Raw genomic sequence first — 12,371 nt, forward strand, 5'->3', positions numbered from 1 at the left:
CTTCCCTCAGAAATATAAGCAAAGTATAATCGGGATTTATACTTTCATATATTTCAAAAAAAAAGCGGAAAAGTCTTCAGCGCAATAAAACCGCTGTTCACTTTTCCGCAACTGTTCGTTATAAGCAACAGATTCTTTCTTAATGAAGAAGAATCCGATATAATAAGGTTCAGCAAGCTATAACATTGGAGGATACGTATAATGATTGGAGAACGCATACAACTGCTGCGCAAAAGAAAGGCGCTCTCTTTAACCGAGCTCTCTGAGCGGGCGGGCGTGGCCAAGTCCTACTTAAGTTCCATTGAACGTGGGATTCAGCAAAATCCCTCCATTCAATTTCTCGAGAAAGTCGGAACCGTACTGGGTATTTCCGTAGAAGAACTGCTTCACGTCCAGAAGTCCGATGACGAAGCAAGGCAGCTTGACCGGGAATGGGAAGACCTCGTACGCGAAGCCATGGCATCAGGCGTGAGCAAGGAACAGTTTAAAGAATTTCTGGAATTCAACAAATGGAGGCTCCACAAGGATTAGGCACTATGTAGATGTATTTTCTTCCATGGGTAATGTGCCGTTTTCCAGTTTCGGGAGGGCGCTCAGAACACCCCGGATGACTTCCCGGTCAAGCCCCATTGCCCGTGCGATCATAATCAATTCAACCCACTCTTTGTCCAAATTATCCTTGCGAATCCGTTCTGCAAGCGCCATAACCATTTCCTCCGCTCCGAATTCGGCCGGTTGCACCACTGACTCCATGCGTTTAAGGTGCCCAGGTAAAAACGCACTTCTTCGTCTCCTATTTAAATGTAATCGTTTTCTATATTCACCATTATAATCAAGCCTTTCCGCTGATGCTGTCGCTTCGTGCGATCGAATTTTGATTTTTTCAACTAATTTTGTCGAATAATTCACATTTTTAGTAAAGCAGTCATGAACCGATTCTCATGGATATCGTAGCCTTCGGGATTATTCGCCTGCCATCGCCAAGTATCCTCGCACATCTCCTCGATACAACGGTCTGCAGTCCATCCAAGCTCTTGTCTGGCCTTCCGGATGTCCGCGCAGCTGACCGCAATATCCCCCGGCCTGCGGGCAGCGAAGCGGTACGGCACATGAATCCCCGTCGCTTTCTCGAAGGCCGCTATCATCTCCAGAACGCTTGAACCTCGCCCGGTTCCCAGGTTGTAAATATTCAGACCCGATGAATCCAGAATGCGTCCAAGGGCTCTGATATGCCCAAGCGCCAGATCTACAACATGGATGTAATCCCTGATTCCCGTGCCGTCAGGGGTAGGATAGTCGCTTCCATATATGCTCAGCTCTTCCAGCCTCCCGGCAGCCACCTGCGACAAATAAGGCATCAGATTGTTAGGCGTGCCCGAGGGATTCTCACCGATTCTCCCGCTCTTATGGGCGCCGGCAGGATTGAAATAGCGGAGAATGCTGATTCCCCATTCGGGATTGGATGCCGCCAGATCCTGCAATATCTGCTCAATCATTTGTTTGGTGCGGCCATAGGGGCTGGATGCGCCAATGGGCGAATTCTCGGACACCGGCATATCCCCGGATGCCCCGTACACGGTGGCAGAAGAGCTGAACACAAGCTTGTGCACGCCATATTTGCTCATGATCTCGCACAGCGCCAGCGTGCTGTTCATATTCATCTCATAATACCAAAGCGGTGAACGAACCGACTCGCCGACCGCCTTGAGACCGGCAAAATGGATGGCGGCATCGATTTGATTTCTTGCAAAAACGGCCTCAAGAGCGCTGCGGTCTCTTACGTCCAATTGATAGAACCGAAAGGATTTCCCTGTGATTTCCTTTACCCGATTGAGCGCCTCCGGGCTGCTGTTGGCGAAATTATCCACCACAATGATGTCATATCCGGCCTCCAGCAGCTCGACGCAGGTATGGGTTCCAATATATCCGGCCCCGCCGGTAACCAATATCGCCATAAGGATTATCCCTCCATATTGTGATTGACCTTGCGGCTCATCGCCAGCCTGCGGATGATGCTCCGGCTGATTCCGAGCAGATAGCCAAACTCTTCCGTACGGTGAAACAGTGCGATATAAAGAACATTCACGGTGAAAAAGCCCGCAATGCCTTTCCCTATCAGCTCTGCAAAGCCGTTCGCGGGAATGAAATGGCATACTGCGCTGGCAAGGGCATAAGCACCCGCGCCTGCCAATGTATAGATGAAATAGGTCTTGAAATAATCCGTCAAGGGCCGCTGGAATACATTCCGGTAGACAAAATAAGGAGTCGTCCAGAAGGGAACGGCCAAGCTGCTGATGAGCGACCCGATAAACACGCCGGCTATCCCGATCGTCTGGACGAGCGTAATGGACACGCCAAGGCATACGGCCGCCTGAATGAGCGGGGCATAACGGTCCTGATGGAAGATGCCTGCCGTTGTTTTCACCGTCGTGATGGAATTTCTCATGCCTCTTTCATAAAACAGAGCCAGCAGCAGAACGAGCACGCTGCCGCTCATCAGGAAATCCGGACCGATCCACAGGGTGATGAACGGTTCGATTAATAGGGACAAGAGAATGACAAACAGCGAATACAACCAGAAATTAAGCAGCAGCGTCACTTTATACACTGCAAATATCTTATCCTTGCTCTCCTTGGATACCAGATTGCCGATGCTGTGATACATATTGCTGAAAATCTGATTGATAAAGGTCCGCCCGATTTCGATCAGCATCTTGTAGTTGGAGTACAAGCCGACAGCCGCAACACTTACGAAGCTTGAGATGAGAATATTCTCCGTCCCAAGCACGAAGTAGCTGCCTGTATTCTGCAGGACAATGGCTTTCACATTCTTGATGATCCCCTTCTTCGTCACGCTGTCCAGCCCTCCGCTGACCTTGTCGCGCAGGAACGGATACATCCGGTTGACGGTTACCGTCAGGATAACCGCGGTGCTAAGCGTGATCACACTGTCTATCATCAGAAAAAGAATATAGTTTTTCGTGTAAGTAAGAATTCCTATTTTCAGGCAGGTTGACAGAATCGAAGACAAGGTGAACACAAGCGTCACGATATATCCCTTCTGGCTGACGTTCAGAAATGAATTTTTGTAAGAGAAGAGGTATGGGGTGACGGTATTGAGCAAAAAAATCAGATAAATGGCCGTAAGATGCTCCACGCTGGAATCTTTGACAAAATGGTCAAGGAAAGGCAGCACGGATAAGCCAAGGAGCGCCACGATGAGAGCAATGACCAGATAGGCATTCCGGTACAGCTTCATCAGCTTGTTGATGGTGTCCCTGTCATTGTCCGCGACGGGCTTATAGAGGCTGTAGATAATACTGGAGCCGATACCCGCCTCCGCCAGCGTGAGCATTGTCAGCAGATTGGTGAACAATCCGTTAATACCCAGATACTCGATGCCAAGGCTGTTAATGAACACTGTCCTGGAAATAAAACTGAGGGCCGTAATCACGATCTGGTTGCCGAGTCCCGCCGCAATATTAATTAATGAGCTGCGGACTCTCATGCCGGCACCTGATCCCGGCCCTTGTCCGTCATCATCCGGATGCAAAACCCCTGCGTGAAGGGCAAAATATTGAACAGCATGGAATATACGCCGATATCCTTCGTATCCCCTTGGGAGAAATCGACTGCACCGCTGCGCCTGGTTACCTTCATCAAATAAGAGGCTGCCCGCTGCGATCCCTTGGAGCAAGCCTCCGCGAGATGCTCCAGATGCGAAGCTTCGCCGAGAAACCAGCCAAGCACCGCCGTGGCCGACGAATCCGCTCTGGACTCCTGGCGGGTAATCGTCCAGTTCCAGTTCCCCTCCGTGCCCTGGAAGGCGAGGGAGGCTGCCGCAAATCTCGTAATCATCCCCTCGAGCAGCGGCTTGTCGGGATGAGCCGCCGGCAGCTCGCGCCAGGCGTCCATGAGCCCGATGGCGAACCATCCCAAGCCCCGCCCCCAGCCGTACAAGCCAAGCGGAGTTTTATGATCCACATGGTAAGCATGGCTTGGCAGATAATGATGATCAAGCATGCCGTGCCTCTCGTATTCGACCAGCTGCCTGACGGCCAGCTCCACGCATTCCGGCTTGTCATAACGGAGACCGTACGCGACAAGAAAAGGACAGACAAAGCCGATCGTATCGACATAGCGGTAGTTCTTCATCGATTTGCGGTACATGACCGTGCCGTCATCCCCGATATGCTCCTTAATGAACTCCCAAATGTAGTCGAACGCCGGCTTGAATCCATCCGGATCGATGCACTGCTGCTTCATCACAGCATAAGCCACGATGGCGCCATCGATATGCCTGGGCTTCTCCACCCAGTTCCCGCTGCTGTCAAATTTGGCTTTCACGTATTTTCTGATTTCGTTCTCGATATCCCGATCCTTGTTCTTGTCCGCATATTCCGACAAGCCGATAAGCAGGGACGCCTCTTGCCAGTGCTGGATCGCATTCTTGGTATAGTTTCCCTGCAGCATATCAATCACGACCAGTCTGGTATTATCGGTCACCTTCATCTTCGGGGTACGGTTCAGCCACTGGGCGCCCCTCTGGGTGACGGATTCGTTCCACTCCTTGAGATCGCGGTATCGTCCGATACGAATGCGGCTGAGCCAGTCCGCGAATAGCGGAATAGCATCAATTAAAATAATGAGTACTACTGCGGCAAGCAGCAGCAGACAACATAGTAACGGAATATACAATAGCCTCGCCCCTTCTTGCTAGCTGATCCATTGATACAGCTTATGGATCTCATGCTCGGTTCCCAGTGTTTCCTGCCTCAGGTTATCTGTCAGATGCCGGCGGAGTGTCTCGCTGGTGATCAGTTTCTTAACGCCCTGATAGACCGAAGCCGCATTCTGCTCCACGATCAAACCGTTATGCCCGTCGGTTAACTGGTCGTATATCACTTTAAAGTCGGTGGATACAATCGGCTTATGCAGGATTTTCGCCTCCGTAACCGTCAGGCAGCGGCCTTCGAAATAAGAGGTTTGTACATAAATATCGCAGGTTTTGATATAGGGATAGGGATTCTCCAGAAGACCGGTAAGGATGACTGAGTCCTGAAGCCGTCTCTCCTTTATGGACTGCTCCAGCCTCCCCCTCTCCTCGCCTTCGCCCACGATGTACCACTGGATATCGAATCCATCCTTGACAAGCAGCTCGCAGGCTTCCACGGCTAGCTCGAAGCCCTTCTGATAATTCAGGCGTCCGACTGAGACGATGGTGATGCCTTTACCCGGGGTGGGAGCATTCTCCTGCGCCATGCTCAGAACGGCAGCTGGCGAGACGATGTTGTGCATCAGGACAATTTTGTCCCGGTACATAGGGAAACGGTCCGCCAGAATATTTACGCATTCCTCCGAAACAGTAGCAATGTAGTCAAGCGCCTTGAAATAGCCCAGGTCGATTCCGGGATCCATTCCCAGCTTGTCGTAATCGTTGTGAATAAATCCGATTTTCGTCCGCGCCTTTACTTTATCGATGACATAATAAACCGGCGATTTCTCAAGATAACCGATAGCCGCGTCGTATTGCTTGCTGAGTCCGGACATCGATCTGCCGATAAACTTCCAGACCCGCTGCTCGCATATGGACCGGTTGCTCTCCCTGCGGAAGACAAGACCGGCGCGCAGACGCGACCATGCAATATCGATCCTGCCTTTTCTGATCGTTCCCGCCAGCGCCTTGCCTACCGGCATATCAAAGTAGGTATAGCCGGAGGGCTCCGCAAGCACGCGGACCTGTTCCGGAACTTTATCCATGAACATTCCTTCCCGCTTGAAAAGCAGCAGATCCACCTCACACCGTGAGTAATCAATGGCCTGCAGGAGGGAAATAAGCGACTTCTCGGCGCCGCCGCAGTTCAGGTTGTTCATGACGAACAATAGCTTCTTCTTCACGCCGACCACCCGCCCAATAAGTTTATCCTGACTTGCTCCTAGCCCAATTGCTTCAAATAATCCACCGCTTTGTACGACATCCGCTTGATATTCGGGATCGACTTCCGGAGCGTCTGCACCAGCTCCGCTTCATCCATGAGCATCTCGTCGAATCTGCCGATCAGCTTGCTGCTGTCGGAAATATCGGCAATTCCAAGCACCAGACGCTCTCTTCCGAAAATATCAATCGCGATTCCCTTGGATTTGACGCTGTAGCCCAGCACCATCGTGGGCACACAGCTGGAATAGGCAGCAATCGTGGCATGGGTTCTGGCTCCGATGAAAAACCTCATTCTGGCGATATATCCCTTGTACTGCACGGCAGTCAGGTTATCAGGGAGCAGAATGACTCTGCCCGTTTGCTTGAACTCTTCGTGATACTGGCGGAGAATCTCATGATCGTTGTTGTCGTTCTCCATGACATGGGGCGTAAGGGCAATAGTCATATCCGATGTATGCAGAATATGCCAGATAAGCTCGCGCACCGCCGCCCGGGACTTGGTGTTGCGCTTCCAGACAAGCGGACTGAAGTTAAGCCCGACCGTCTTCCCTTCCTGCCAGCCATCCGGAAGCGGCAGCTCTTCCTTCTCCATCGTGAACGCCGGATCTGCGCATAATTTGACATTGGGCAGCCCTTTACTCAGGAGCATGTTATAGGTAAGGGACTCGCGGGCCAGGATCAGATCAAATAATTTCAAGTCCTGCAGCTTCTGCTCGGACATATCCTCTTCGCCGATGGAGCAGCCCCAAAGCACCAGCTTCTTGCCGCTCCGCTTCACATTGCGGTCAATCTCATACCATTGAGGCTGCTCGCCATAGCAGTAATTATCGCCGCCGATCGACATGCAGACATCAACCTCCTTGATCCGCCCGATCACTTTTTGCTCGATCTTCCGCAGCGCGTAAGATTCGTCCTTCAGCAGTCTGAAGTGGAGAAAAGACACCGCCCAATCCAGCGAATATTTCCTGATCTCGGTTCTTGTGCCGTCGTATACCCCGTCCAGTCTGGGTATGATCCCGTCTGTATGAGGCTTCTGCGACGATAGATAGACCTTCGCGCCATTGATTTTCTCCTTGATAATAAATGCGGACGACCGGACGATTGCCTCGCATCCTCTGTTCAAGCTGCCTCCGTGAGCAAACATCATAATCTTCACTGAAATTCCCCCATTAATTTTGTTTAAGCGCTCCTGATTCTGCTGTAGGCCGCCGCGCATAACAAGCCAAAGGTGAATTTGGCCCGGATCATGGCAAGCAGCCATCTTTCATACCGGCCAATGGATCCTGTCCGCTTCTCATAGTAGACAGGCAGCGACTCTCTTACATAAGGATCCGTTATCATCCGCTTTACATAGCCGTATCTTTGCCGGAAGCTCATGTCGCTGCCGGGCTTGAAATAGATATAAATGAGGGAAACCGTATTGTGGATCAGTCTGACGGATTTGAGCTGCTTGATCCGGCCAGGCGGCATCATCTCCTTGTAGAAGGCGGGAGGCTCCATCCGGTACACCTCCAATGCCCGGTGAAAATAATCCTTGCCGGCTATGTTCCGGGTTGCGCTTCCTGCCACTTCCCGGTAATGATAGCCCGTATAGTCGATATATTTCATCGTGGACGCACAGCTGAAAAACGACATATTAAACATCCCGTCTTCACCGAGCGGGACCCGTTCCGGGAAGGCGACCCTTCCTGCTGCGGCCACACTTCTTTTGTAAAGCTTGTTTACAGCCGTATTCAGATGATCCGCCATGAGCAAATAAGGCAATATTTCGTTACGTATGTAGTCCCTGCCGAGCAGCTCATTCACCTTGAACGGATATCTGGTGACGACCGTCCGGCCTTCGATTTCACTCTCCATATTGGACACGACTACATCGCAATCATCCATCACGGCACAGCCGTACAGCTTCTCGTACATATCCGGCTCGATATAATCGTCCGCGTCAACGAAGCCGATATAATCGCCTGTTGCCGCAGCAAGCCCCGCATTGCGGGCCATGCTCACACCCCGATTCTCCTGTCCGATCAGCTTGATCCGCGCATCCAGGCCTTGATAAGAGGCGATGATCGGCCCGCTGTCATCCGTCGAGCCGTCATTGACGAAGATGAACTCGCATTCCCGCAGGGTCTGGCCAAGCAGCGAATCGATACAGGCCGGCAGATGCCGCTGCGCATTATAGACAGGAATAATAACGCTAACCTTATACGACAGCTCTGTTCTCATGAAACTTCCCCCTGCAGCAGGCTGTACAGCTGATAAATTTCATCTTCCGTCCCAAGCCTGGCCTGTGCCAGCTGGTCGGCCATTTTTCGCTGCAGTCCCCTGTCGCGGAACAGCTTCTCGATCCCTTGGGCAACAGAGGATGCCTGCATGTCCACAATCAGCCCCTCCAGCCCTTCGCGGATCTGATCGGCAGCCGTGCTGAATCTTGTAATGACGATCGGCTTCTTCAAGATTTTCGCCTCGTCAATGGCAATCGATTTCCCTTCGAATCTGGAGGTCTGCACATAAAGATCCGCCTGCTTGATATAAGGATAAGGATTGGATTTCAGACCCAGCAGAATGAAGTGATTCTCCAGACGGTTAACCTTGATCAGCTCGGTCAGCCTGACTCTTTCCGCTCCCTCGCCAATGACATGCCACCGGACATTATAGCCTTGTCCGACGAGGATTTTACATGCTTCAATAGCCAGCTCATAGCCTTTCTGCGGATGGAGCCTCCCGACCGTCAGGATGATCAGCTCATCCTCTTTCCGGTTGTAGACGTCAGAGCGATTCTCCTCGGCCATATGATGAATCACGGCCGGCGATACGATATTGTGGATCACGTTCACCTTATGCTGCTGGCTTGGAAACCGCTTCTTCAATATCGCCGCACATTCCTCCGATACCGTGACGATATGGTCGAGCTGCTCAAAATATACAATATCAAAGTCCGGGTCCATCCCGAGCTCGTCATAATCAATATGAACCCAGCCAATCTTCCGCCCGGCCTGCACCTTCTCCACGCAGAAATAGGTGGATGTCTTCTCCAGAAAGCCGATAGCAGTGTCATATTTCTTCTGCAGAAGCTCGATGGAGGATGAAATATACCGCCAGTTGTACTGCTCCCTTGTGGACAGATTCCGGCTGAAGCGGTTTTTGAGGCTGAACATAAGGCGGCTGTAAGCCAGCGGAAGCCTACCCTGCATCAGGAACGACCAGACCGATGGCCCAAGCGGCTGGGCGAAGCGCTGATAGCTTTCCGGTATGGGCAGAATAGTGACCTCTTTGGGCACATATTCCATAAACAGCCCTTCGTGATTGAACAGGAACAGGTCCACCTCATACTGGCTGTAATCCATTTGGGAGAGCAGGTTGACCAGGCTTCGCTCCCCGCCGCCGGATGCCAGACTTGGCATGACAAACAGCAGACTTTTCTTCATACGCTCCTCTATGCCCCTTCCTTCCGTACACCGATCAGGCTATACAGCTTCTCAAGCTCGGAGCCGTTGCTGTAATCGGTATGTATGCATGTACCGGCCAGATGAGCCCGAAGAGCCCCATCCCGGTAAAGCCGCTGAATGCCGTCTGCGATTCCCTCGATTGACATGTCGGCAATGCATCCATCATATCCGTCGACAACCTGGCTGTGAGCGGTTGAATAATTGGTAATCAAAATCGGCTTGCCGATAATTTTCGCTTCCGTGACCGTCACGGCCTTTCCCTCATACCGGGACGGCTGGACATACAGATCGCAGGAGCGGATATACGGATAAGGATTGGTCTGTTTGCCCAGCAGAATAAAGCTGTCCTCAAGGCCGTTCCCGCGAATCAAATCCCGGATCAGCGCTTCGTCGCCGCCGTATCCGACCACGTACCAGGCAATATCGGGGAAGCCTCTGTCTCTCAATAGCTTCAAAGCCTGTACCGCCTGATCAATTCCCTTGGCATGGGACAGCCGGGCGACGGTCAGCAGCTTGAACCGGCTGTCCCGATCCATCGGATTGACAGCCGGCCCGCCGGCCATCGACCGGACGAACGCAGGGGAAGTGATGTTCTCAATAACGAACACCTTGCTGCTGAGCGATTCATAGCGGGACAAAAATGACTGTCTGCACGCTTCCGATACCGCCACAATATAATGAAACTTGTCCCACATCGCCAAGTCCAGCTCCGGATCTGCCTCCACCATGGAATAATCGGTGTGAATCCAGGCGATCTTCGTTGCGGCGTTGACCTTGTCGGCTACAAAGTAATGCGGCCATAAATAGCTGATCGCCGCGTCGTAGGACTGCTCCACCTTCGGCAAAAAAGGCAGGGCATACTTCCACATGAGCTGCATCTGGAGGTACCCGGGCTCGGAGAGGCCTTTTCTTCTTCCCGCCCAATCCGCCTGGAGCTTGGACAATGCCCTGGACAAACCAAGAAACCACTGACCTTCGGTAAAGATTTCGCGGATCGGCTTGCGAAAGGTTGAGTAAGCCCGGATTTCTCCCATGAGCCTGATCCGGTCAGGCAGCAATTCCATGAAATCGCCCTGATGGCGGCAGAGCATCACATCGATGGCATGACGGTCGTAGTCGAAGGCTTCCAGCATGCTTGCCAGGCTTCGCTCCACACCGCCGACCTCCATATCATAAGAGGCGATCAATACGTTTTTCATGCTGTCCCCCCTGCAGTTTTCTCCAGGCCCACAGAAACGGCCGTAAAGGAATATAGAGAAGATGAAGTCTTTTGGGCAGCGGCAGCGTCCTGGCATCCTCGGGATAGGGAAAGAGGAAGCTGAGCATGAACAGGGACCGCTGCTGAATCGTCATGAGCGAGAATAGATGACGCTTATGGTAGCGGCTGACATCCTCAGGCAGGGGATCGCTATGCAGCTGGACCATTTGTCTAATATAGAACATCGCTCCCTTGGCCAGCCGTCCCGGCCTGGCTCCAGCCATAAGCGGCCTGAGTGCCGGCTGCGTCTCCATCCCCAGCAGCTGCGAGGTCAGGACAAGCGCCTGCCCGCCGATATGAGCGGCCTGGTTGGCCCGCAGCAGCTTCTTAAGCAAATCGGCATCCGGATTCTGCTGCGAAATTTGCCTGATATCCAGCAGCCAGCGCAGCCGGGACCATCCGTGGCGCGCCCCATGGGTAACCAGGAACAGAAACAAATCCTCCCTCCCCAGATAGAACAGCGGATAGGACGACAGCGGGGTCCTTCTTCTGCGGCTCCATAATTCCTCGAATGCCGGCTCCTTCGACGGCGCAGGATTCAGTCTCCAATGAAGCTCGACCTTAATGCCGGTCCGCGGATGCTTGAAGGTCGTATGATGATGCCGCCATTTCCAGTCATTCAATACGGTATCGATATAATCGTCTTTGATATAACCAAGCTCCAACAGTCCGGCCTCCGCGCGCAGCAGATCCCTGATCGGGATCAATATATCCAGATCACAGGAGGTCCGCTGCGAGATGTCGCCATAGAGATCGGCTGCAAGCACCGGGCCTTTCAAAAGAAGCGGACGAATATGAGCCTCGTCAAAGTGCTTGCAGATGCGCTCCATCTCGCCGCATAAACCGAGCATAATAAATGTATTATTGCAGTATTCCTGGTAGAAGCCCCGAAGGACCGGCAGCGGCACCAGGTCGTGACCGATATCCTTCAGCCTGGTATATAAATAGGGATAAACCCGGTGATGCCTGGCAAGCTTGATGAAAGCCTCCCAGTCCATACCGGCGAACAGCTCCGCATGATCACTCCATCTGACCCGCCTGTCATCGGCTAAAATCTTGAGCATCAGCTGCAAAGGAGCGGTCAGCTGACACTTATCAATCACAACTGTATTGACCATAGGGTTCTCCTTCAAGAATCCATCATAACGAACAAATGACAATTTACTGTTCTATAAAACGAACACACTATCAGAGTAACACCCTCTAAGAATGTTGTCAATCAGGAGCATGCGAAATTGTCCGAGTATGCCATTTTCCGACCGGGACCGCTAATTATCCCGTCCGCATGCTCCGGATGACGACATAAAACGACAAATAAGAAGAAACGGCTGCCGCCGTCCTTATGGCGGCGCAGTAAGTTTCTTCACTCAAAAATAGAAGCAAAGTATAAGTCAAATTTTATGCTTTCTTATATTTTAAGAAGAAACGGCTGCCGCCGTCCTTATGGCGGCGCAGTAAGTTTCTTCACTCAAAAATAGAAGCAAAGTATAGGTCGAATTTTATGCTTTCTTATATTTTAAGAAGAAACGGCTGCCGCCGTCCTTATGGCGGCGCAGTAAGTTTCTTCACTCAAAAATAGAAGCAAAGTATAGGTCAAATTTTATGCTTTCTTATATTTTAAGAAGAAACGGCTGCCGCCGTCCTTATGGCGGCGCAGTAAGTTTCTTCACTCAAAAATAGAAGCAAAGTATAAGTCAAATTTTATGCTTTCTTATATTTTAAGAAGAAA

Annotated in this window: 11 protein-coding genes and 1 riboswitch; of the genes, 1 reads left to right on the forward strand and 10 read right to left on the reverse strand. The window is 51.7% G+C overall.

The annotated features are described in order from the left end of the window. Window positions 1–201: 201 nt before the first annotated feature. Window positions 202–531, forward strand: a complete 330-nt coding sequence (locus AC0YOB_RS21555; protein WP_475786084.1) for a helix-turn-helix domain-containing protein — start codon at window positions 202–204, stop codon at window positions 529–531. Between the two features lie 3 nt (window positions 532–534). Here the strand turns inward: AC0YOB_RS21555 and AC0YOB_RS21560 are convergent, their stop codons facing one another. The 10 genes from AC0YOB_RS21560 to AC0YOB_RS21605 form a co-directional block, all read right to left on the reverse strand. Beyond that, a complete protein-coding gene (locus tag AC0YOB_RS21560; RefSeq protein WP_475768883.1) occupies window positions 535–741 on the reverse strand; it encodes a hypothetical protein in 207 nt (68 codons plus the stop codon). Further along, window positions 721–803: riboswitch (cyclic di-GMP riboswitch) on the reverse strand. (Overlaps the previous gene by 21 nt.) Window positions 804–905: 102 nt before the next feature. After that, a complete protein-coding gene (gene galE / locus AC0YOB_RS21565) occupies window positions 906–1,955 on the reverse strand; it encodes a UDP-glucose 4-epimerase GalE (protein ID WP_475794513.1) in 1,050 nt (349 codons plus the stop codon). A gap of 5 nt (window positions 1,956–1,960) precedes the next feature. Continuing rightward, on the reverse strand, window positions 1,961–3,508 hold the full coding sequence (locus tag AC0YOB_RS21570; RefSeq protein ID WP_475794514.1) for a lipopolysaccharide biosynthesis protein: 1,548 nt from the start codon (window positions 3,506–3,508) through the stop codon (window positions 1,961–1,963). Beyond that, window positions 3,505–4,692, reverse strand: a complete 1,188-nt coding sequence (locus tag AC0YOB_RS21575; RefSeq protein ID WP_475794531.1) for a glycoside hydrolase family 88 protein — start codon at window positions 4,690–4,692, stop codon at window positions 3,505–3,507. The genes AC0YOB_RS21570 and AC0YOB_RS21575 overlap by 4 nt, the downstream gene beginning before the upstream one ends. 24 nt (window positions 4,693–4,716) lie before the next feature. Next, window positions 4,717–5,898, reverse strand: a complete 1,182-nt coding sequence (locus AC0YOB_RS21580; RefSeq protein ID WP_475794515.1) for a glycosyltransferase — start codon at window positions 5,896–5,898, stop codon at window positions 4,717–4,719. Window positions 5,899–5,936: 38 nt separating this feature from the next. After that, window positions 5,937–7,094 (reverse strand): polysaccharide pyruvyl transferase family protein, encoded by a 1,158-nt coding sequence (locus AC0YOB_RS21585; protein ID WP_475794516.1) that lies wholly within the window; start codon window positions 7,092–7,094, stop codon window positions 5,937–5,939. Window positions 7,095–7,117: 23 nt separating this feature from the next. Further along, window positions 7,118–8,161, reverse strand: a complete 1,044-nt coding sequence (locus tag AC0YOB_RS21590; protein ID WP_475794517.1) for a glycosyltransferase — start codon at window positions 8,159–8,161, stop codon at window positions 7,118–7,120. Then, window positions 8,158–9,363, reverse strand: coding sequence for a glycosyltransferase (locus AC0YOB_RS21595; protein ID WP_475794518.1), 1,206 nt, complete (start codon window positions 9,361–9,363; stop codon window positions 8,158–8,160). The genes AC0YOB_RS21590 and AC0YOB_RS21595 overlap by 4 nt, the downstream gene beginning before the upstream one ends. A gap of 8 nt (window positions 9,364–9,371) precedes the next feature. Beyond that, window positions 9,372–10,583, reverse strand: coding sequence for a glycosyltransferase (locus tag AC0YOB_RS21600; RefSeq protein WP_475794519.1), 1,212 nt, complete (start codon window positions 10,581–10,583; stop codon window positions 9,372–9,374). Then, a complete protein-coding gene (locus tag AC0YOB_RS21605; protein ID WP_475794520.1) occupies window positions 10,555–11,760 on the reverse strand; it encodes a nucleotidyltransferase domain-containing protein in 1,206 nt (401 codons plus the stop codon). Before AC0YOB_RS21605 ends, AC0YOB_RS21600 begins: the two co-directional genes overlap by 29 nt. Window positions 11,761–12,371: the final 611 nt, after the last annotated feature.

This window comes from Paenibacillus sp. JT31N17, assembly GCF_056269255.1.